Annotated in this window: 1 protein-coding gene (cut by a window edge); it reads left to right on the top strand. The window is 74.6% G+C overall.

Annotated features, from left to right (window positions below):
• Positions 1 to 25,378, top strand: the 3' portion of a protein-coding gene (locus tag ACFYSH_RS17955) for a lonely Cys domain-containing protein (RefSeq protein ID WP_388753495.1). 12,887 nt of this gene lie to the left of the window's left edge; the window shows 25,378 of its 38,265 coding nt (coding positions 12,888–38,265); its start codon lies beyond the left edge, outside the window; the stop codon is at positions 25,376 to 25,378.
• The last annotated feature ends 42 nt before the right edge of the window (positions 25,379 to 25,420 follow it).

Here is a 25,420-nt window from a genome sequence, read left to right on the forward strand (position 1 = left end):
GGTGCGCGAGGTGCACGACGTGCCGCACGACGGCGCCTCGTTCTTCCACGCGCTGCTCGCCGGCGCCGAGGCCCGGGGCCGGTTGCCCCACCTGCTCGGCAACGACCTCGCCGCCCGCTTCGCGGGCGCCCCCGGCGACCCGGAGGTCACCGCCGAGGCCGTCGGTGCCGCCCGCGACCGCCTCGCCTGGGCCCTGGGCGAGGACGGCAACGAGGACCTGCTCGACGCCCTCGCCCTGGACGTCGCAGACACCTTCACGCAGGACGAACTGGACGCCGCGGGTGTGGTGCTGACTCCGGCCCAGCAGGCCGAGTTCGACGCCTTCGGCCGTCTCCCCCTGACGCTCTGGCTCACGCCCGGCCAGCGTGTGGCGCTGGCGACCGCCGCCCTGTTCCGCCCGTTCACGAGCGAGCCGACCGGCACCGGACAGCAGGGGGCACCGGACACGACCGAGCGCCGCGCCGGTGACAACGGCGGCGCAGACCTGCTGCCCGCCCTCGCCGCGCGCGTCCTCGGCACCCCGCTGACCGTGGTGACCGGCGAGGGCCACGATCAGCTGTTCCTCCCGCACGGCGTCGATCCGGCCGCCGTCGACCCGGCCGCCGACCCGGTGCTGTTCTCAGCCGACGGCTTCTTCCACGCAGCCCTCCCGCCGGGCACCGCGGCCCCGGTCGCCGCCCCGCTGCCGGGACCCCCGGCATCCGAAACCTCCGGCACGGACGACGGGCACGCCCCGACCGCGCACCGCAGCCACACCACCGCGCCCTGGCTGCCCACCGACAGCAGCCGGCCGCGCTACCGCCTCGCCCGGGACGGTGTCCTCACCGCGCCCGACGGTGCCACCTACACCCAGGGCACGCCCACCGGCCGCGGCAACGGGTTCTTCGGCGCACTCACCACAGCCCTGCGGCAGGCCGCAGGACAGCCCGGGCTCGACCGCCGCGAGGCGGCACGGCTGCGCACACGCGCCGAAGCGTCGCCCGCCCAGCTGATGCGTCTGAACGGCCTGCCCGGTGAGCCCGCCGAACGCGACACCCTCTTCGCACCACCGCCGATGAAGGTGCAGCCCGGCGCGCCCGCGCCGAGCCGTGAGGCCCTCGACGGTCACCTGCGCCGCCACCTCGCCGCAGCACCCTGGGGCCCCGGGGCCGACCGGGCCGCCGCCGAGTGGGCGGCCGCCACCACCGGCACCACCGTCACCCTGGTCGAGGAGAACGGCACCGCCCACACCTACCCCGGTCCGTCCGCCGACGGGACGCACCTCCGACTCCGGCGGCGCGGCGGCGACTTCGTACCCCTGCTCCAGCGCACCCCCGCGCCGCCTGTCCCGCAAGCGGCGCCGCCCGCCCCGCCCGCCCCGCAACCGGACCCGGCCGCCGTTCCGCTGCCCCCGTCACCGGACGGCAGCGACCCCGCAGGGCTCCCGGGACTGCCGGGCGAGGAAGAGGCGTACGAGCTGAGCACGCTGTCCGGTGCCGATGCCGCCAAGGTGCCGGGGACGGCGGGTACCGAGGACGGATCGTTCCCCCTGCCGTCGCGCGGGTCCGACGACAGCAGTGACACGGACAGCGAGGACGGTGCCCAGGAAGTCGATCTGGCGCAGTTCCGCTTCGTCGACGACAGCGGCGACACCGACAGCGAGGACGGTGCCCCGGACGCCCGCCAGGAGGCGTGGCTCGACCTCCTCTTCGGTGCCGCGGCCAGGCACGACCACTCGCCCGAGACACTTCTCGACACGGTGTCGTCCCTGCGCGAACTCGCCCTGAGGGAGGAGTCGTCGTCCGTGGCGACCGGCGAGCTGGACGCGTTGCACGACCTGACCAGGCGGGTGCTGGACCTAGGACCGGACGTCCCGGTGCACGGACAGCACCTGCTGCTCCTCGGCTCCCTGGCCCTGAGCGCCTCCCCTGACGAACTGTCCGACGCCGACGCCCTCGCCGACTACCTGACCCAGCACGACGCCGTCCTGAGCCAGGACACCCAGCTGGTGCCGGAGGCCGGCACCGGGCGGAACTGGACCGGCACCGGGGACCAGGCGCCGCCGCTGAACTCGTACGCGCTGGAGAGCGAGGACGGCAGTCTGGTCACCTGGACCGCACCCTGGCAGGACTCGTACGTGGTCCTCGCCCAGGAGGGTGCGGACGCCGTTCACCTGATGACGCCGCGCGGCCGGCTCACCCTGGACGACCCCGGTGAGTTCGCCCGGCTCGTCGCGAGGGACCCGGCACGGCCTCCGGGAGCCGATGTCGTCCTCGCGTTCCCCCACGGCGACATCGCGTTCCTGGCACGGCACGTCGCCGACCTGACGGGCTCCAGGGTCTGGTACTCGGAGCACGGCCCCCGGCCGTCGACGGACTGGCGGTCCGGCTCCGACCACATCACGCTGGGGCCGCTCCCTGACGGCGTCGGCACGGCATGGGCCTCCGTCGGACCGGGCGCGGACGGCACCAGCGAGGCGGACGTCGAGGACATCGTCGACCTGTACGAGAACGGGTCCGAGCCCGCTGACGGTATCGAGGCGCGCCGGCAGAAGCCGCTGACGACGAGGGACTACGGGGTCGTGGACCACCGCGGTGACGGCGTGCTCTTCCGCAAGCCCGGTGGCATCGAGGGCACCTGGCAGAGGCCGCAGGCGCTGGCCGGCACGGAGGGCGCCCCCGAGCTGGCCCTGTCCGTGCAGGGCTACTACGAGACGCTCGCCACCCAGCGGCCCCTCCTGCGGATCGCGTCGGACCGTACGCTCGCGGTCGAGAACGGCGCGTACGGACAGCAGGTCTTCGCGACGGCGGAAGCCGTCGCCCGCTCGTCGGTCGGTCTGGCGCGCGCGGGCCTCGCGATGCGTCTGCGGACCGACGAGGACCTGAGCATCCTGCTGCCCACCCCCGACGGGGGCACGAAGCGTCTGTTCCGCGTGACGCCCGACTTCCTCACCCGGTCCGGGCAGTCGTCGGAGGAGATCTGCCGGGACTTCGCCGACATGCTGGCCGACAACGCCCGCACGTCCCACATGGTCTTCCGCGATCCCCGCACCGGCCGGGTGGTCACCGCGCCGGTCAACGCCTCCGACGGGGCCGAGGTCACCGGCACGCACCACCTCGCCGACGCCCTGGGCCACGTCGCGGACGGCGACGTGGCGCCCGCCACGGTGGATCCCGCGTGGGCGTCCTCGTACGTCCGCCGGGACGACCGGCCCACCGGCGGTGACGGCGGCCCGCTGCCCGGCCACGCGTACGGCAGCGCACTCAGCCTCCACCAGCCGGAGGACCCGCGCCGCGACGCGCTGTCGGACGCCGCGAGACGGATCGGGGTCAACGAGCACGCGTGGGCCGGCGTCGGCGAGGGCTACGTCGTCCAGTCCGTCGCGACGGCCGGCGACCAGGGCCAGCCGAGCCTGGAACGCAACTACGCCAAGCCGCAATCAGGCATCAGCCGCTCGCACTTCGGCTACCACTTCGCCACCGTGGTCCTGGCCAGCGAGGACGGCAGTCACCAGATCTCCCTGGAGAACCACGCGCGGTCCTCGCAGCGGAACGCCCGGCACCGTGGGGAGGCGAAGGCGAACCTGCGGGTGCACAACCTGAAGGCTCTGCGGGAGGCCGCGGCGCGACTGCGCGGGGAGATCGAGCAGCGGCAGGAGGCCGGCGCCGACGCACACCTCACCGAGCTGCGCGCCCATCTCGACCTGACGCTGGCCCTGGTACGGGCGAAGCAGGCCCAGGCGGACATGCGCGCGGCGCCGGCCGGCTCACCGGAGCGCGCCGCGGCCGAGCGGACACTGGAGGGCGCCACCCGCGCCGCCGCGCAGCGCATCGGCCAGCTCGAACAGGTCATCCCGGGCAAGAACCAGTGGTACATGCGGATGTACTCCCAGCGGCCGGGCGAGTCGGCCCACGACATCAACGCGGAACTGCTGGAGGAGAGGCCCGCCGCCGAGGCCAACCCGCTGACCGCTGTCGTGCTCCGCGGCCAGCAGGCACTGCCGGTGACCATCTCCTTCGAGAAGGGCGCCCAGCAGACGCCCGACGGTGCGAAGCACCCTTTGCGGTACCTCGCCGGGATCGTGGCCAGGACGGCGATGTGGAACACCGCCAACGGGCTGCCGCTCCCGGACGTCAGGGTCACCGGCCGGCGCAGCGGGCTCCTGACGGGCCGGGACCTCGCGAAGGCCCGCGCCGAGGCGGTCGTGGCGTCGTTCCGGCAGGAACTCGCCGAGGCGCTCGCGACGCTCCAGGACGGAACGCCGCAACCGCACCTCACCGCCGACGTGATCACCGTCGATCCGGCCTCGGAGCGCGACCGAGGGTCCGCCACCGCCGAAGCGGGCGCCGGCGTCGTGGACATCACGGTCGACGACCACCGCGGCGGACTGCGGAAGGTGGCCACCCGCGGTCCACGCGCCCGGTCCGGAGGCCTGGCGGGCGGCTCGCCCGACGACGGTCTCGACCCGGTGGCGGAGCAGTGGCCCATCGGCCGCCCGGTCACCCTCATGCGGCCCCGCTACGGCGGCGTCGACCCGGCCTCCGTCGTGCCCGCCACCGACGTACCGGCCATCGACGCATCCGCGACGGACCTGTCCGCCGACGCCGGAACCGGGAAGGACAAGGCCCCGGCCCTTGGGACCTCGGGCGACGCGACGGTTGCCACGGGCCCTCGGCCGAACCGGTGGTTCACGTACACGCGTCCCGCCGAGTCCCGCTCGGAGCCCTTCCGTTACGAGGTCGCCGACACCGGGCACATCAGGCTTCCGGACGGGGAGGAGATCCCGCCGGCCGGGTGGACGCGGTTCGGCCACGACTTCGTCCACGAGGCGACGGGCGCGATCCTGCGGGGCGACAGCGGCTGGATCGGCCGGGTGGCCAACATGGACACCCTCGCGGTCGTCATGGCCGACCTGGACCACGACACGGCACCCCACCGGATCGTGGCGGACGCCGCGGCCCTGTACCTGGTGCCGGAGGACGGTGGCGACACGGCCCTGCGCATCCCGCTCCGGGAGACCACCGAAGCCACCGCGCCGCCCCGCGCCCACCTCGACGACCGGCCGCGCATCGTCGTGCGCTCGGCCTTCGACGTGCGGCGCTTCAGCTACGGCGGCGAGACCGTCACCGACCTCACCGTGCGGCTCGCCCTCCACCCGGGGGACGGGCAGGCCGACACCGACGCCGTCATGGCGCGGGTGCTCGAAGGGGTGGAGGAGTTCTACAACGGGCCGCGGTACACGCTGCCCAACGGCGACCGGGTGCACGTCACCGTCGAGCCGGTACAGCCGGACCAGGACCCCCACCTGACGGTCGATCTCGTCGACCGGGAACAGCAGATGAACCAGCGGGCCTGGTGGGCCGACGCCGATCCGGTGGAGTTCGCGCACGAGCTGGCGCACCAGCTCTTCCTGCGGGACGAGACGCGCGACGCGAGCAACCCCGACCGGCTCCACGCGCCGGGCAGCCTGCTCGGCCCGTTCGCCGAGCAGGCGCCCGAAGGCCTCGCGCAGAGCGGTCTGCGTCCGCGCCACCTCCACCTGTGGGCGGCGTTGGCCGGGGACATCGAGCCGCACACCCCGCCGGAGGGGACGAGCTGGGCCGACGCGCGCAGGAACGCGCCGGCGGAGATCCGGGAGCCCGCATGGGTCGACCCGGTGTCGCTTCCGTCGGCCTCCCCGCAGACCGGTCCGGACGGCGCGGTGCCGCCCCCGCTGCCCCCCGGACACACCCTGCCCACGCTGGCGGAGGACCCCGACGAGTCGGAGTCCGACTCGGACTCCGACGACGACGAGCGCCCGTTCTGGGCCGAACCCGCCTGGCTGGACACGGTGTTCGGCCCCCAGCGGGGCGGCATTCCGCGCGCCCGCCTCCGGGAGACCTCCGAGGCGCTGTACGACCTCGTCCGGGAGGAGGCGGAGGCACACCCGACGGCGCAGACGCTGCGCGACGGTCTGAGGCGCGTCACCCGGCAGGTCCTGCACATGGGCCGCGGGACCCGGCCGGGCCCCGCGGACTTCCTGGTGCTCGGTTCGCTGGCGCTCGACGCCTCCTCGGACGACCTCGCGGGAGTCGGCGACCTCGCCCTGTACTTCGTCGAGCGGCAGATCGAGACAGGGCGGGGCGCCCTGGACGACGGCACGCTGCTGCGCGACGACGAGGGGAACGCCGTCGGGCGCGACTTCACCGGGCCAGGGCTGCCGACCCCCGAGCTGGCGTCCTACGCCGTGCGCGGCCGGGGCAGGGTCATCCCACGGCCCGCTCCGTGGCAGAACCCCTACCTGGTCGCGGCCGACGCGGACGGCCGCGCCGTCGGGATCGCCGCGCCGGGGCGGGCCTTCCGGGTCAGCAGCGCCGAGGAACTGGCCATGCTCATCTCGTACGACTCCCGGAGGCCCAGCGGCGCGGACATCGTCCTGGCGCTCCCCCTGGAGTACGCCGCGACCGTCGCCTCCCTCGTCGCCGGGACGACGGGCCGCCGCGTCTGGTATCCCGAAGCGCCGGTCGGCCTGGCCACGCATCCGACGGCCGGTACCCGCCACCTCATGCTCGAACTGAGCGAGGGCAACACCGGCGCGGGCTGGGTCTCGGCCGCGCCGCCCGCCGACGGCGGGCTGCCGGGCGCCCGGGACCTCAGCGGTGAGGCCGACACCGGGAGTGCGGCCGACCCGGACGGCGAGGACGACCGGTCCGACAGCGACAGCGACGACGACGCGGACTTCGACCGCATGGTCGACCAGGCCGTGCGCGAGCGGCAGATCGAGGGGCGTCGTCCCCGCCCGCTGACGACGCGCGACTACGGCGTCATCGACAAGCGGGGCACCGGGGTCCTGTTCACCCAGCCGCTCCCGCGGTCCGTCGGGGAGGTCCGGGCCGGCACCGGACCGGACGCGCTGATCCTCCCGCGCCAGGACAGCGGGACCATCCCCATGGCCGACCGTCCGCCCCTGCACATCTCCGAGGACCGGTCGCTGGCGACGCTCGCGGCCGAGGACGGCACGACCGGCCGCAGCCGGCAGGTGTACGCCACGCGTGCGGCGATCGAGCGTTCGTCGGCGCGGCTGGCCGGGGCAGGGATCCGGCTGAAGGCCGACGAGTCGACCGGCGTCCTGCTGCCGAAGGATGACGGTTCGTACGGTGAACCGCTGTTCCGCGTGGAACCGGAGTTCCTGACGGCTTCCGGCGGTTCGGAACACGCCTTCACACGGGACTTCGCCCAGATGGTGGCCGGCGCGTCGAGCCCGCCCCTGTCCCACATCGCCTTCCGGGGCCCCACCGGCGACGTCGTCTCGACGGCCCCGGTGAACGCACTGCACGGCCGGGAGGTCACCGGAACCCATCACCTGGCCCACGCACTGACGGAGGTCGCCGAGGGCACACGCTCCGCCACCGACGTCACCCCGCGCTGGGCCGCACGCCAGGCGGGCCGGGACAAACGCTTCACCGGCGGTGTGGTGGGCGCCCCCACACCGGGCGAGCGCTACGGCCAGGCCCTGAGCCACGAGCCGCAGGACAACCCGCTGCGCACCCAGTTGGCCTCGGCCGCGCGGCGTATCGGCGTCAACGAGTACGCGTGGGCGGAAGTCGGCGAGGGCTACCTGATCCAGTCGGTCAGCACCACGAGCGACGGCGGCGCGCAGCTGTTCACGCACAACCACGCCAAGCCCGGCGACCAGGTGGGCCCGCACGCCCCGTACCACTTCGCACAGGTGGTACTGGCCAGTGAGGACGGCACCCACCAGATCACGCTGGAGAACGAGACCCACTCCGGGAGCGGGATACCGGCCGAGCTCCTCGACGACGTCATCGACGAGAACCTCGACCGCTACGGCGAGGACGAACTGACCCGGCTGGCCCGCGGCGCCGAGAAGCGGCTCGCCGAGGCGAGGGAACGCGGTGCGGACCAGGCGGAGACGGACCGCCTGGAGGGCTTCGCGCGCGTGGCGAGGGCCCTGGCCGACCTCCGCCAGGCGGAGCGAATTCCCTGGTACTTCGACGAGGACCGGCCCGAGCACGCGTTGGCGCTGCGCGAGGTGGCTCAGGCGCGCTCGCGCGCCAGGGACCTGATGCGGGACGCCGCGCCGGTGATGGACGGCAAGGACCTGTGGTTCTTCCGGGCGTACAGCAAGCGGCCGGGTGAGTCGGCGCACGAGGTCAACGCGGCGCTGCTGTCCGACTCCTCGGCCGCGGTGGCCAACCCGCTGACGACGGTGGTGCTGCACGGCCACGCGCCGCGTTGGCACCAGCTGGCCATCCGCTTCGACGAGGGGGAGCACGGCATCCCCGCCGACGCGGACGGCACGATCGACGGACTGGCCCTCTCGCTCGCACGCGCGGGGCTCTGGAACCGGGCACACGGCCTGCCGATGCCGGCGATCACCCTCACCGGGCACGGCAACCGCTCGCAGTCCAGCGGCCAGGAGCGGGCGGACGTCGTGGCCAGGGCGCTCGCGGCCAGGCTGGCCCAGGTCCTGGACACCTTCCAGGCCGGCCTGAGCGGGCCGCGCGTCGGCGTACGGGACTTCGGTCTCACCAAGGCCGCCAAGCGGGTGCGCAGCGCCACCGACCCGGCCCAGGGGCGCATGGTGACGATCGAGATCGACGATCACCGCCTGGTCCCGCCGGGGGCGTCGGGACCCGTCACGCCCGTGGGGGAACCGGCCCGCTCCGAGGAGCCCGCCCCCGCGCGGCCCTCCGGACCCGCGACCGCCGAGCCCCCGCCCGTCCCCGAGCGCGCCGTCTCCCGGCCGCCGGGCCGCTCCGCACAGCCGGGCCCCGAGCGCAGGAACAGTGGGGCACCTCCGTGGGTCCTGGCGCGTATCCGGTACGCCGAGGAGTCCGAAGCCTTCGACAGGAGGCTGGGCGAGTACCTGGCCGAACACGAGGCGGTCACCGCCGAGTTCCGGAAGATGGCGACCGCGGCGTGGACGAAGGCGCGCCAGCAGTATCCGCGCGCGCTGGCGACATTCGGCGACACCAGCAAGTTCAAGGCGGGCGCCGTCGGCACCTCCCGCGCGGCTCTCCAGGGGGTGCTGAGGAGCGGGAACCTGCGGGAGCTGGTGGCGTTCCTGTACGAGGGGATCTCCAACGACCTCGTGCCGGAGATGCTCGGCGGCGCCGAGGAGCAGCATCCGGAGATCGCCGCGGAGCGGCCGAGCCGACGTCAGCGGGAGGTCTACGCCGCGTACATGCGGCGCGCCATGGAGATCCAGGCATCGGACATGTCCGCTGCCGAGAAGGCGGCGGCGGTCAGGGAACTGCCGCATCCCGTGGCGGATCCGGCACGTCCGGACGACGCGCGTCCGCCGCTGAGCGAGGCGGAGCGCCGCATCGCGGTCGACGAGGCCGGGCTGACCTGGATGCCGGCGACGACGGTGTACGACCTCGCGATGAGTTCCGACTTCCAGGGGCGTTCCGAGGACTCCGGCGGCCTGGTGGCGACCGGCACCGCCGGGTCCACGTACCGCTTCGTACTGCACGCCGCCCGCATGCGGGACCAGTGGGGCCTCGACCTGGACCTCGGGCTGATCCGGGCCGGGATGCTGGCCATCTCGCTGACGGTGGGCCATCACACCGCCCACGAGGTGATGCGCGGGGCCCAGCTGGCACTGAACGACGTGCCCGACCACGACCCGGCCCTCGACTACACGGACAACTGGGGCCGGTACTGGAACATCTACCCGCTCGACGAGGCGGAGCTGCGGGAGAACGTGGCGCGGGACGGGCTCTTCCCCGACGAGCACGCCCAGGCTCTGCTGGACGAGCTGGAGCCGGAGCGCGTCACGGGCACCGTGACGCGTGAGGGCGGCGGCAGGGGCCGCGCCGTGCTCCCGCACCGGCCGATCCACACGCGGCCCGTCGCCACCGAGCCGAACCGCCCGGTCCCGCAGATGCCGAACGCGCCCGGCGCTCCCGCCACCGGTCAGGGGACCGCCGCCAGGCCCCAGGACGTCTCGCCCGACGACGCGGAGCAGCACCGCGAGGCGGTCCTCGACGCGCTGTACGGCCTGGGCGCCCTCAACGGCGTCGACCGGGAGCGGGCCGCCGAAGCGCTGGAGCGGCTGGACCGGCTACGGTCCACGGACCCGCAGCTCCGCGGCGGCTTCCTGGACCTGGACGCCCTGGTCCGCCGGGTGCTGCTGCTCGACCCCTCCGACACGGTGAACGCGGCGGCGCGCGGCGCCCTGGTACGGCTGGTGACAGCCCCGTTCGCCGTCGGCGCCGGCACACTTCCCGCGCTGTCCGCCCGCTACCTGGCGCACCGCGGCGCGTTCCACGCGGACTTCAGGCTCACCGACGCGCAGGGCCGACCGCGCGGCTGGAACTGGCTCGGGCAGCCCCTGCCGGCCGACTTCGACTCCGGCAGCACCGGCCGGATCTCGCGTACCCCCGACGGCACGCCCGGCCACAGCGGACCGGAGACCGCGCCCTGGCTTCCCGCACAGGGCGACCCCGACCCGTACCTCGTGATGCTCGGGGGCCGGTCCGACGCGGTCGTGGTCCGTGGGCTCGGCGGGTTCGCGCGCGCCGTACCGCCCGAGGTCTTCCACGAGCTGATGGCCCTCGACCGGAACCTGGCGGGCCGGCCGGGGCCCCTGCTGCTCCACGTCGCCCGGCCCACCGCCGCGTCCCTGGACCTGCCGCGCGGGCTCGCCGACCGGCTCGGCCGGGAGGTGTGGGCCACCACCGGCCGGTCGGGGATCGGGCGCCTCCCAGGCGCCCCGGACCGCTCGGTGGTCCTGCTGCTGGACGAGGAGCGGCAGGCGCCCCGGGGCCAGTGGTTCGCCAACACGCCCGCCACCGCGTCCACCCCGCCCGCGGACGCGGTCGACGGCCAGGTCAGTGCCCTCTCCATCGCCCATCACGGCAACCGGTCCACGGGCTACATCTCGATGGACCTCGCCGACGCGGACGACGGTGGCTGGTCGCGGACGATGACGCACAGCCGGCTGGGGACGGTCACGACCTACACGCACCAGCGCACCGCCTACGACACCAAGGGCCCCACCGCCCCCACGCCGTGGACCGCGCTCGGCCTGCCGGCACCGTACTTCCCCAACAACCACGGTCTGCCGGGCTCCGTCACGTGGCACACCCCCGAGGGGGAGCGGACCGACGACGGGCCGCAGTTCGCCCGCAGGCTCGCCCGCCGGCGCAGCCTGGCCTCGCTCGCCCCGGAACACCCCGTGGCGCTGCTCATCTGCTACGCGGCGGCGCCCCCCGGCATCGGCGAGACGCCCGGGCTGCACATCGTCGGTGCTCCGCCGTTCGTGCCCGACCCGCTCGCGGCCGTCGCGGTCGGCCAGCACACGGCCAACGAGACGGGCCGCACGGTGTTCGCCACCACCCTGATGAACGCCGCCGTCCAGCCGTCGGACGGCGACCAGGACGCGTACATCGCCCTCCAGACCGACGCGCGCGGCCGCGCCTACCCGTGGGTCATGTTCACGCCCGAGCCGGCCGGGGACGCGCTGGACCGCAGGGCCCTGGACGCCGGGCTGCACCACGGCCCCGGGCCCGCACCCGAGGCGGTGCGGGAGCGGACTCTGCGGCTGGTCCGGGCGCTGCGCCAGATCTTCGGCTCCACGGTGGACGAGAGCCCGGAGTATCCGGTGCTGCTGCGCGGTATCGGCGCGCTCGACCTGATGCACGAGGCCGATCCGAACCTGAACCGCGACGGCGCGCGCGCGTTCACCCTGGACCTGTACGAGCAGCTCATCACCCGGTACCTCGCGGGCGGGCTCCCGCAGGGGCAGAGCCCGCAGTACACGCCGGACGGACACCGGAGCCTGCTGGCGGAGGCGGCCCGCCGCTGGGAGACGGGACCGCGCGGCCCCCTGACCGACTGGATCGCGCTGCCGCACCTGGTCCACATGCTGACGGACCTCGCCGCCACCCCCCACCGCGAGGACGTCGCCCGCCGCGTCCTGGGCCTCGACGTCTCGTCGCCGGTGGGCGAGGCCGAGTGGTCGCGGCTGTTGTGGGCGTCGTTCAAGGTCGCCTCGGCGACCGGCCACGTCGATCAGGGCGCGTTCGCCGCCGCGGTGCTCCACCTGCCCGCCCCCGACCCGGCACGGTTCGGCGAAGCGGTCCTCGTGGCACGGCAGGCGGTTGCCGCCGGCCGGGACCCGTGGCAGCTGAACGAGGTGGCCGCCTACCATCTGGAGCAGCAGGGTGCGTTGGAGTCCGACCGGCTCCTGGCGGACGACGACGGCGACGCCTGGGGCAGGGCGCTGGACGGCACGTCCCGGCCACAGGGCACGTTCGACCACAGTGTCGTGACCCTGCTCGGTTACGCGCCCGACGGCTCCCTCGTGCCCGTCGGCACCGAGCCCGCGCCCTGGACGGCCGACCCGCACCGCCCGAGGCCCTTCGTGTACGTCGCCGACGGTGACGCCGGCGGGCTGCGGATGCAGGGACCGGTGCCGCCCGGCGAGTTCGGCGAACTGGTCTTCCGGGACCCGGATCTGCTGGACGAGCACGGGTACGCCGAGGTCATCGCGGTGGTGCCGCACGGCAGGCCGTCCGGCGGCATGCCCGTCGAGGGCAGCATCCCGGGCGAGGGCGCCCGGAACTCGGCCCGGAACTGGTGGGCCACCGACAGCGCCACCACGCTCCATCACGACCCGGCGACCGGTACGTACACCGTCGCGGTGCTGCCGGGCCCGGACGGACAGCCGGCCACGGCGGGCGGCTGGGGGCGGACCATGACCTCCGAGGGCGACGGCTCCGGCCCCACGGCCACGGCGGTCAACGCACGGTCGGCCCGTACGCCCGTGGAATCCGGCGCCACCACGGAGCTCGACGCCGCCTGGGACGCGCACGCGCGGGCGCTGACCGCGCTCGGCGCGGCAGCCGCAGAGGCCGCGACGACGGAGCGGATCAGCGGTGACTCGACGGCCGTGGCGGACGCCTGGACCGGGGTCGGCGCAGCCCGCGACCGGCTGGAGGACGCCGAGGCGCGGCTGTTGACCCTGGGTGTCGCTCCGGACGCGCTGGGGGCGGCCCGGAACACCGGCTCCGACCTGGACGACGCGGCCCCGGCCGTCCCGAGGGACGCCGCCGAACGCCGGTGGGTCGCGGACCAGGTGACCGAGGCGGACCTGCCGCAGGCTCCGCCGCCGCCCGCCGAGGGCGAGACCGTCAGCCTGCGGGAGCTGAACGGCGCGGGCATCACCCCCTCCGTCGGCCAGCGGACCGAGATGATGCTGCGCGGCGACGACCGGCTGCCCGCGGGTGAACTGTCGCCGCTGGACCTGATCCGGGTACGGATGGCGCGGCCCGACGTCTGGACGGACACGACGGACACGGTGGCCGCGCGCGTGTCGCGGCGGCTGTGGGCGCGGGCGTACGCCCGCTTCGCGGACACGGCACCCGAGGGCACGGACGCGGCCGACGCCACCCGTGCCTGGGACGCCGCCGTCACCCTGGTGCTGCCGGCCGAAGCGCACGCGACCCTGGCCGACTCCCGGTACGCCGGGGACGGCTTCCGCGACGCGGTGCGCCGGGTCGCCGGCCACCTGCTGGACGCGGGGGCCGGCACCGGGGCCGCACCGGCCTCCGCCACGGAGCTGGCCGACACCCTCCGCTCCGGACTCGGCCTGCGGCAGCGCTGGACCGCGCCCGCCACGGATCCGAGCCCGGCTGCCGCGCCCCTCACGGGTCCGGCGCCGGTGCCGGGGGCGCAGTCGGGGACCGACGCCGAGATGACCGACTTCGACCTGTCGACGGTGGACGGCATCGACCTGGGCACGATCGACTTCGGCGACTTCGGCGACTTCGACATGTCGGCCTGGGACGGCCTCGACGTCGGCGGCTTCGACTTCGACTTCGACTTCGGTCCGACCGGAACAGACCTCGCCGACCTGGGCCTGACGGGTCCGGACGTGACCGACGTCGACATGACCGGTCTCGAGCCCACCGGCCCGGACATGACCGCGCCGGCCACCGCCGACGGTCGGCCGGTGTTCGCCGCCCCGGTGACCGCCGCGTCCGCGCGGCCGCTCGCCCCCCTGCCCCGGCTGAGCCTCGTGACGTACGCCCAGGGCGAGACGCGTCCCTCGGCCGGCACGGAGGTGAGCGTCGAACGGCTGGCGTTCCAGGTTGCGAAGGCCGGTCTGCGCAACCTGCGTACGCGGGTGCCGCTGCCGAAGATCGACATCGCCGGGTACGGTGCCGACGCCCGCCAGGCCGGCACCGCGCAGCAGCGGGAACAGGCCGCCCGGCAGAGGGGCGACCGGCGCGCGCGGACCGCGCGTGACCTGTTCGCCGGGAAGCTCGACGACGCGCTGCGCGTCCTCCAGACGAACCTGCCGGAAGGGCGGACGCGACTGTCCGTGAGGGACTTCAAGATCACCTCACGTGGCCGTGCGCGCCTGCCCGGCCGGAGCGGCACCGCGGCCATGTCCGACGCGGTGAGCCGCGCGGACCTGGGCCGGCAGGCCACCATCGTCCTCACGTCGCCGGGGCACGCGGCGGCGGTCGAGACCCTGGACGCGCTGCGCCGTGACGACCGCACCCTGCGCGCCGGGGAGTTCGACCTGGACGCCGTCACCCGGCGCGTCCGCCGCCTCGGCCCGTCCGTGCTCGTCGACCCGGGGATGCACAGGGACCTGTACACGACGGTCGAACGGGCGCTCGCGGCCGGGCGGGCCGGCGGACTGGCCTCCCTCACGGCGTTCGCCCTGGAGGAGGAGGGCGTACTCGCCCCGGACCGCGCCCGGTACGTCACCAGCGGAGGCAGCCGGGTGGCGGGCCTGAACTGGGCCGGGTCCGAGGTCGCCGAAATGGAAGGCCTCTTCGTGGATGACCTCAAGGAGGACCAGGCAGGCGGACTGGCTCCGAGTGGAATGACGGACTTCGCCCCCTGGGCGTGGGACATGACCCCGTACACCGTCCTCGCGGAGGGCGGCCACGACACGGTGACGGCGCTGCTGCCCGACGGGACGACGCGGGACCTCGATGCCGACGAGTTCATCGAACTGGTCGCGGCCGACCCGGCGTTGCAGGGCCTGCCGGCCGTGGCCCCGATCGTGCTGGCCGTCCCGTTCGCGGGCGACCGGTATCTGGAACTGCCGCGCAAGCTCGCGGAGCGCACCGGCCGCACGGTGTGGGCGCACAGCGGCCTGGCGCGGCGCAACCCCGATCCGGCGGCGTCGAACACCGTCGCCGTGATCCAGCGGGACGGGATGCCCCACGGTTCGTGGGTCCCGGTCCGGCCCGGCCTGGCGCCCGACGCGGACGACGACGCCCCGGACTTCCATCGCGACGTGCTGTCCCAGCCCATCGTGAGCGCGCGGACCGGACAGCAGATCGGCCGCAGTCTGCACCATCCCGGCGAGCTCACCGAGTCGTCGCGCGAGGACAACTTCAACCGCCTCGACCAGATGACGCTGTACGTCCACTACAACCGCGCCACCGACACGTACTCCGCCAAGCTCCCGCTGGCCGACCCCGGCCCGAAGGACAAGGCGTACCACCTGGCGGGGCACGGGCTGCCCGGCAGCCTGGAGCTGCCCCTGGCCGGTGGCGGGTCGAGGACCGCCGACCGGCACGAGGCGGGGGAGTGGCTGCGGCGCCGCAAGAGCCTGTCGAGCCTGCCCGACGACCACTGGATCGACATGGTCGTCTGCTACTCCTCGGCCCCGCAGGACAGCGCCGTGCAGGACCTCTCGCAGGTCGGTGACTCCTTCCGCGTACCGTTCGCCGCCGATCCGCTCTCGGACGACGCCCTGTCCCTGGGACAGCACCTGGCGAACGTCACCCGGCGCACGGTCCGGCTGTCCCACGCCCTCCAGGGGGCTTTCACCTACCAGGACGACCCCGTGCGGGTGCTGTTCACCGACGCGAGCGGACAGCAGTGGTGGTGGGACACCAGCCGTCCGGAGCCCGACGAGGCCGGGCTGGACCGGCTGGCGGCGCTCGTCGGGTTCACCGGTGAGCCGTCACCGCGGAGCCGGGCCGACCTGTTGCGCCTGGTGCGGGCCCTGAAGCTGCTCCTGGGACACGACGTGGAGGACGCCGCCGACTTCGCGACCCTCATCCGCGGAGCCGGTGCGCTCGCCAACATGTGGCACTCCGATCCGGATCTCGGCGCGACCGGCCCGTTCTCGCCGGACCTGCTGCGCCGGGTGATCGCCGCCCACGCGGAGGCGGCGTCCGGGGTGGACCGTCAGGTCACCCGCCGCGTGCTGGCCGCGGCCGCACAGGCGTGGACGAGCGCGCCCCTGCTGCCGGTGAGCGGGTTCGTCGCCCTGCCGGTGCTGCACTCCGCCGCCCGGTGGCTCCAGGACCCGGCGGCGGTCGAGGAGGCGGCCGTCGCCGCCCTGCACCTCCCGGGTCCCGGCGACGTGGGCGACGCCGAGCGGGCGCGGATGTTCTGGGCGCGGGTCAAGGCCGAGGAAACGCTGGCCGGACCGGACGCCGACGCCCTCACCGCGAGGATCCGGCACCTCGATCCCGACACCGCGGTGAACGACACACTGCGCGGCGAGGCACTGACGGTCCTGACACGTGGCTTCGCGGCGGGCCGGAACATGACGGACCCGGACGTGGCCGCCGCGTACGACCTCGAGGCGCGCGGCGTCTTCGACCGGTCCTCGGTGTCCACGGCCATGGGATCCGCCGCGGGCGGCGGCCGGGACTGGGCGGACCTGTCGGGACCCCGCCCCGAACTGGGCACGTTCCGGACACCGGGCGGACTCACCGACGCCCCATGGGCCGGGCAGGACGTGTACGGCAAGGACAAGCCCGTCCCGCACCTGGTCCTGGCGGACGTGGGCTTCCAGGACGACGGCCACGTCCAGGTGAACTTCGACGGTGCCTCCTACGTCGTGACTGCCGCAGAGTTCGCCGAACTGCTCGCCGCCGACGTGGAGTTGAGTCGACAGGGGCTGACCGTCCCCGTCCTCCTGATGCTGACCGGACTCGGCGGCCCGGCACCCGGCGTCGCGGAGGTGATCGCCCAGCGGCTGGGCCGCAGCGTCTGGTGGAGCCCGTTCCCGGCGGATCTGTCCGGCAAGGACGACGCAGGCGTCGCGGTACCCACGCTCAGCGACTCGCTGACCACCCTGACCAGCCCGACGGTCGCCGACTGGCGGGAGGCACGGCCTGTCGACCGGGCCGGGATCCAGGAGGTTCCGCGCCCCGTCGAGCCGCCGCTGCCCGCGGCGCCGTCGTCCGGGAAGAGCCCCACGGCGGCGGCGACCTCCTCCACCGTGAAGGCCCGCTCCTCGGCCGGGGACCCCATGCAGGGCGTGGAGATGACCTCGGTGCCGACGCCCAGCACCCCGGTGTACACGGCCCCGGCCGCTCCGCAGGCGGCCCGGCCGCTGCCCGTCCTGCCGACGCGCGCCCTGGTGGCGTACGGGCCCGGGGAGACGGCCCCGTCGGCGCAGGGAGCGGACACCCTGCGCCGGCTGGCGTCCCAGGTGGCCGCCGCAGGGCTGCGCAACCAGCGGGCCGGCGCGTCGCTGCCGCGCGTCACCGTCACCGGTTACGGCGCCGACGCGCGCCGGACGGACGGCTCGTCGCACGTCAACGAGCAGGCCTCGGCGGGCAGACGGCGCGCGCAGGCCGCCCGCACCCTGTTCGAGCGGCTGCTGGCCCGTGCGCTGGACGACCTCCAGAAGGACGGCCCCGCCGGCGAACCCCGTCTGACCGCCGGGGACTTCTCGGTCGGGGCGAAGAGCCTGACACGGGTCCCCGGTGACTGGGTGGGCACGGGGGCGCTCGACGGTGTGACCCGGGCCGCACTCGGCCGGCAGGCCACGATCGGCATCTCCCAGTCGCCGGACGCCGCAGCGGTGCAGACGCTGGACACCCTGCGCCGCCGGGAGCCCTCGCTGCGCGACCGTCCGCTGGACGTGGACGCGCTCGCCCGCCGGGTCCTGCACCTGGACTCCGACGAGAGCGTCGGACCGGACGATCGCGCGGAACTGTTCGCGCTGGTGGAACGGGCGACGGCGGCAGGCGCGGCGACGAGCCTCGCCGCACTGGGGGCCTTCCACCTCACCGATCTGGGCGTGCTGGCGCCGGGACGCGCCCGCCACTTCACCGTCCAGGGCCGCCGCGTACCGGGCCTCAACTGGGAGGACGACGTCGTCGCGGAGCTGGACACCGCCCAGGGCGACGTACTGAAGGCCACCCCGTCCGGCTCGTACGACGTACTCGACACGGCGCGGGTCCCCTGGCCGCAGGGCGTGACCCCGTACGTCGTGGCCGCCGACGGTGCGCACGACCGGGTGGACGCACGGCTGCCGGACGACTCGACGGTCGAACTGGACGTCGACGAGTTCGTGGAACTGGTCGCGGCCGACGTGGCACGGGAAGGACTCACGCAGGGCACACCGGTCGTGCTGGCGGTCCCCTTCGCCGGGGACGGCTACCTCGACCTGCCGCGCAAGCTCGCGGACCGTACCGGTCTGACGGTGTGGGCGCACAGCGGCGAGGCGATGCTCAGCTCGGCCCCCGGCACGGCGAGCACCATCGACACCGTCCGCCGTTCCGGCGTCCCCCAGGGCGACTGGATCGCGAGCGAGCCCGGCCTGGCGCCCGACCCCGACGACGAGGCACCGGACTGGCACCGCGACGTGGTCACCCGGCCCATCGTCAGCTCGCTGAGCGGGAAGCAGATCGGCCGCGCCTCGCACCACCCCGCCGAGTACGCGAAGCACTTCGAGGACGAGGGCCGCCAGCTCGACCGGATGACGACGTTCGTGCACCACTACCCGGCCACGGACGGAATGTCCCAGGAGTACGACCTGCCGCGTCCGGGCCCCGAGGACACCGCCTACCGCCTGGACATGCACGGCGAACCCGGCGCCCTCCAGCTGGCGCTGCGGGACGGCACCGTCCGGCTGGTCGACGAGCGGGAGGCCGGGCCGTGGCTCAAGCGCCGCAAGAGCCTGGCGAACCTGCCCGAGGACCACTGGATCGACCTCGTGGTCTGCTGGAGCGGAGCGCCCAAGGACAGTGCCGTGCCGAGCCCGAACACCGCGGGCGACGCCTTCCCCGGCCCGTTCGTTGCCGACCCGCTGCGCGACGTGTCCATGGGACAGCACGTGGCGAACACCACGGGACGCACCGTTCGCCTGGCCTACAGCTCGCAGGGGACGAAGTCGGACAACGGCCGTTACACACGCACGCTGTTCGCCGACGCGCAGGGGCGCCACCGGGCCTGGGACCTGTTCCGGCCCGAGCCCGCGGGCCCCGCACTCGACCGCCTCGCCGAGGCCGCCGGATTCGGCCCGGCCGACGGACCCGTCACGGAGGAGACGCGCGAGAGGACGCTGCGCCTGGTGCGGGCACTGCGGCTCACCTTCGGGCACGACGTGGACGACGCACCCGACTACGACGGCCTGCTGCGCGGCGCGGCCGCGGTCGACCACATGTGGCGCGCGGACTCCGACTTCGACAAGGCCGGCCCGTTCACGCTGGACCTCCTGCGCCGGGTGGTCGAGGCGCACCCCGACGCCGCGTCCGGTGTGGACCAGGACGTCACCCGACGTGTACTGGCCGCGGCCGCGGAGCAGTGGAGGATGTGGCCCGGCGACCAGCTGGTGGGCTTCGTGGACCTCCCCGCCGTGGAGGAAGCCGCCCGGTGGATGCGGGACGCCGACCCCGAGGAGGAGGCTGCCACCGCCCTGGACATCGACGAGGACGCGGTCGCAGAGCCCGAGCGGTCGCGGATCTTCTGGGCCCGGGTCAAGGCCGAGGAGACGCTGGACACCCCGGGCCCGGACCGGGACGCGTTCGTCGCGCAGGTCCTCCATCTGACACCCGGCGCACGGCCGGGCCCCGACGAACTCGGGGAAGCGCTCGACCTGCTCACGCGCGCCTTCGCGGTGGGCCGCCAGGCGTCCGACCCCCACGTGGCGGCGGTGCACGACCTGGACGAGGCCAGGGTGTACGCCACGTCCGGTCTGCGCACGGTGCAGGGCGCCGCCCGCGGGCTCGGCCGCGACTTCACCGGCGGACAGCCGCAGTCCTACGTGGACCTGGCACAGTTCCGCACGTTCGCCGTGGTGGAGGACGCGCCGTGGACGCAGGGCGGGCGTACGCGGGTCCCGTACCTGGTGCGGGTCGCCCCCGACGCGTCCGACCCGGAGCTCATCCGGCTGACCTACGACGGCGAGTCGGCCGCCGTGCCCACCCGCGAGTTCGTGGAACTGCTCGCGCACGACCCCATGCTGACGCGCAGGGAACTGACCACCCCCGTCGTCCTGGCGTTCACGGGACAGCCCGACGACGCGGGCGACGTGGCCGAGCGGCTCGCCCAGCGGCTGGGCCGGGCCGTGTGGTGGACCGACTTCCCGGCGGACCTGTCCGGCACCGGCGACTCCGGGCAGCCGGTGCTGACCATGCACCTCTCGGCCGTCATGGGGGGTGCGCCGGGGGGCGGTGTCTGGCACGAGGCGCGCCCGGTCCAGTACGCCGCGCCCAAGGACGCGCCCCGCACTCTCCCCGCGCCGGTGCCCCGGTCCACGGGAGGGGGCGCCACGGCCCCGGACGCGGACGGCGGGCCGCGGGGCTCTCTCCCGACGGGCACGTCACCCTCCGGCCCCGACTGGGCCTTCGCCCCCGGTACCGACGCGGTTTCGGCCCCGGCCTCACCCGTCTCCTCCTCCGACACGTCCGGGTCGTGGTCCACCGACTCGCTTCCGTCCGCGGGCTCCGCCGACGCGGCCTCCGACCCGCTGCTGTCCGGCGACACGCTGATGAGTGACGCCCAGGGCGCTCCGCGCGGGCGCGACTGGACCGGCTCCGGCATCCGAAGCGTCGACGCCACGCGGATCCAGCTTCACGAGCGGCGGGGCGGCGAGCTGCGGAGGGTCTCCGAGGAGGCCGCCCCCTGGGGGGAAGGGGCGTACGTGGTGGCGGCCGAGGGCGGCTACGACGAGGCGCTGTTCGCCGACGGCCGGGAGCTGGACGCGCAGGCGGTGGCCGACCTGCTGGCAGCCGATCCCGTACTCGCGTCGCTGCCGCTCGACGTCCCGGTCGTGCTGGCGAGCCCGTACGCGGGTGCCCAGTACGGCCAGTTGGCACGGACGGTCGCGGAACGGCTGGGCCGCAGGGTCTGGGCGCCCAGTGGCGACGGACGTCTCATGGAAACCGGGGCCGAGGTCACGGACGCCGGGCCGGCCGTCCACGTCCTGTCACTCGTCGACTCCGACCCCGGCGACGCGTACGGCGACTGGGTGCCCTTCGACCCGCCGTCGCACGGAACGGGCCCGGCCCCGGACCGCGAGTGGGTCACGGTGGACGGCGTCCGGTTCCGGGACAGCGACGTGGACACCCGCCCGCTGGTCGGGTCGGACCACCGCTTCGAAGGCCGCGAGTCGATGCCCGACGACGGCCGCAGGCGGCTGCGGGAGCGGCGGCTGAGGCTGTACCGGGGCATGCGGGAACGCGCGCACGTCCTGCGCCTGGGCGACACCTTCCATACGGTCGGTACCGAGGAGACCGCCCCGGACCCCGAGGCGTCGGTCTACACCTTCCACGCCCACGGCGTACCCGGCGGGCTGAAGCTGGCCAGCAAGGACGGCCGGGTGCTGCTGCTCGGAGCCGAGGACGGCGGACGCTACATCGGCGGGCTGCCCGAGGTGGTCGAGCGGGCGGCCGGGGACGAACTGCACGTCGCGAGCTGCTACGGCGCCGTGGCGGGCGACCCCCTGCGCGAACAGTCCCTCATCAGGCCCGCGCCGCTCGTCGAGGACCCCCTGGAGGACGTCGCGCTCGCGCAGCACGCCGCCAACAGCAGCGGGCGCACCACCACGGCCGCCACCGGGAGGACCGGCTACAACGACACCATGCGGCTGCTCGCGGCGACGCCCGACGGCACCCTGGCACGCATGGAGAGGTTCCTGCCCGAACCGGTGGACTCGACGGCGGAGTTGACCGAGGCGGCCGGTTTGCGACCCCTCCCGCGTCGCACGGGGCTTTCCGCCTGGGACGACGAGGGGCCGCGTGCCCTGCGGCTGGTACGGGCGCTGAGGCAGGTCTTCGGCAACGAGGTCGAGGACGACCGCGGTGTACCGGGCGGCCGTTACAAGCGGCTGCTGCGCGGGATCGGCGCGCTGGAGACGCTGCGGGCGAACGACCCGGCGCTGAGCGCGCTCACCCCCCTGCGCATGGAGTTGTGGCAGCTCCTCGCGTCGCCGCCCGACGGGAGTGCCCCGGGGCCGGCCGACTTCGAGGCCGTGCTCAACCGTGCCCTGGCCACACCGGGGGACGCCGCGCTCACGGACGCATGGGACGCGCCCGCGCTGCGGGACACGCTGGACAGGATCGCCACCGGCGGCGACACCGCGGTGCGGGCGGTGCTGCGGATGCCCGCCGGTCCGCTCACGCCGCGCGAGTACGCCCGCGCACTGTGGGCGATGACCGGCGCTTCGCAACTGCTGGACGCCAGTACCCCCGCGCGGCGGGAGGAACTGGGGCGTGCGGCGCTCCACCTGCCCGCCGAGGCCGGGTGGGACGCGTCCACGGAGGCCAGGCTGAGGGAGCTGACCGAACAAGCCTTCGCCACCGGGCGGAACTCCGGCCACCCGGGAGAACTCGCCGTCTTCCACCTGGAGACGCTGGGGGCGTTCGCCGACGAGGGCCGCATCCGCACGCCCGGCGGGCCCCTCCAGGGCCGCAACTGGGGGCCCGCACAGACCCCCGGCGGGCTGGAGCCCTCCCGTCTGTACACCGACAGGACCGGCACCACCGGCTCGCTGGAGTTCGCCCCGTGGACCCAGCAGGGCGCCGCCGCACCGTATTTCGTGTACGCGGACACGAACGACGCCGGTGCGGTGGTCCTGCGGCTGCCGGGCGGCACCGTGCACATCACCCCCCGGGAGTTCTTCGCACTGCTGGAGTCCGACCCGGAGCTGCCGTTGATCGACCAGCACCGCCCCCTGGCCCTGCTGGTGCCCGGTATCGGAACAGGGCAGCTGCGCGCACAGCAGCGCTTCTCCCTCACGAACGACCGGACCGTGTGGAGCTACGACGGCGCGTTCACGGTGTCCGAGGGCGGCACGTCGCGGCCGGGCGTCGTGACGGCTCTCGCCGCGGACGCGGGGCGGCCCGGCGTCTGGCACCGGACCGTCCCGAGGATGCCGTCCGCCGAACCGTCCGTCGCTCCGGGCCCGGTGGACACCGCGCGGCCCGCCGAGTGGAACGCGACCACCGCGCCCGCCGCCGGCACGGCCCCGACGGGGCAGCAGGCCCTGCCCTATTCCGCGGACGGGCAGTTCGACGGTCGGTACGAGGAGACGCTGGAGGCGTTCCCCGTGGCCGTCGCCACCGACCGGCACACCGTGTGGGGCTACGGCCAGGACGATGCGGACTTCCACGTGTTCGTGGCCGAGATCCCGTCGCTCGGACTGCGCGGCGAGTACAACCCCGAGGGCCCGTCCGCCGGTGGTGTCACGGACATGGCCGGCCGGGTGTACCGCGACGGCCCGGCCTGGGACTGGTATCTGCCCGGCCGTGGACTCGTCGCCTCCTCCCGCCTGTTGACGGACGGTGGCGCCGAGCCCGTACCCGTCGGCTGGCCCGCCACCGGACCGGTGAGCCCGACCCCGCCCGTCGACCCGGCCGTCGTCGCGGCCGACCCGGCCGCGCTGGCAGGCAGCACGCTCCCCGACGCGCTGTGGCGTGACCACGACGGCCCGCTGTTCCGCTTCAGTCCTGACGGGCCCGAGCAGGTCTTCCGCGAGGGGCTCAAGCCGTACGGGCCCGAGATGGTGCACCTCATCGACCATGTTTACGGCGGCAGCGCCCTGGTTCCGAACACCGTCTTCGCGAGCGCGACCGCGAACCGTGACTACGTGCGCGACAGCGCCCGCGCGAACCCCATGGGTGCGGACGCGCTGCACCGCCGTTACCGCTGGCGCTACGACATGCAGGTCCCCGGCGGCATCGACGTGAACGCCACTCTGGGGCTGGCCTCGCCCTTCCCCGACCAGGAGGAGGTGCTCTTCCCCGGGGGCATCGACCGCCGGTACATCCGCGGCGTGCAGCCGATGGCGTACGGCATGCCGCTCGGGCCGTACGTCGCCAACCCGTACTTCGCGCCGCACACCGGAAGCGGGGCGTCCGTCGCGGACGCGGACTTCGCGGGTCCGCCGGCGCCCGCCGCCGGACCGGTGCTCGAATCGTTCGCGGCCCTGTCCCTGGACTCGGACCCGGACGACGATCCGCGGCCGCTGTTGTCGAGGGACGACGACTCGGACGACGACCCGGCGCCGCTGTCACGGCTGCGGGAACCGTCCTCGGACCGCGAGGGCACCCCGGTTGCCGGGGACTCCCGAGGGGGCACCGAGCCGGATGACTTCTCGGAGCCCGACGAGCAGGCCGGACAACTGGCAGCGCCCCCCTGGGCCCTGGCGCGCGTCCGTTACGCGCAGGAGGCCCTGTACTTCGAGCAGAGGCTCGCCGCGTACCTGAGCGCCAACCAGCAGATCAACGACGAGTTCGGCAAGGTCGCGCGGGCGTTCTGGGCGATCGCCCTGAACAACCGCACGGACTACCGGCTGTTCGGCAGCAGGAACGGCCTGAACGCAGGAGCCGTCGGCACCTCGTACGAGGAGCTCGCCCGGGTCGTGGAGTCCGGCAACCTGCGTGAGCGGGTGACGTTCCTGTTCAACGGCGTGGCGAAGGACCTCGTCCCGTACCTGATGGGAGGTGTCGAGCCGCAGCATCCGGTGATCGGTGTGGAGCGACGTGACCGGCACCGGACCGAGCAGCTCAAACGGTACGAGCGCGAGCGTGCCGAACTCCTCGCGGCCGGCCTGGACCCCGAGGACGAGGAGGAGGAGATGGCGGAGCTGGATGCGCTTCTGCAGACACCGCTGCTCCCCCACGAGGTCTGGCCCGCGCTGAGCCCTGCCGAACGGCGCCTGGCGGTCCGGGACGGGGTCCTGCTCTGGTCGCCCGCCGGGACGACGCACACCCTGCCGATGACCGCTGACTTCCAGGGGCGTTCCGAGGACTCCGGTGGCCTGGTGCTGACCGGCACCTCGGGCAGCGCCTACCGGATCATCACGCACGTGGCCCGGCTCACCCGGCTCGCGGGCGTGCCCGTGGACCTCGGCCTCATCAGGTCCGGGCTGGTGAGCATCATGGTCGGTGTGGGCCACCACAGCTTCCACGAGGTGATGACCGGAGCCCAGCACGCCCTGGACGAAGCCGACCGCTCGGCGGCCTCGGTCTACGTGAACAACTGGGGTCGGTACTGGGACGTCCACCCACTGACCGAGGAGGAGCTGCGGGCCTTCGTCGCACGCGAAGGCCTGTTCCCCGACGAGCACGCCCGGGCGCTGCTGGCCGAGCTTGAGGCGGCCGGGCGGGCTGAGGAGAACCGGAAGGCCGCCGGAACCGGGGCAGGGAACGACGGCCGTGCACAGGAGTGATGAGATGTCCTCGTGTCTTCCTCTGCGAGCCGGGCATCCGCG

Source organism: Streptomyces sp. NPDC005791, assembly GCF_042871485.1.
GTDB lineage: Bacteria > Actinomycetota > Actinomycetes > Streptomycetales > Streptomycetaceae > Streptomyces.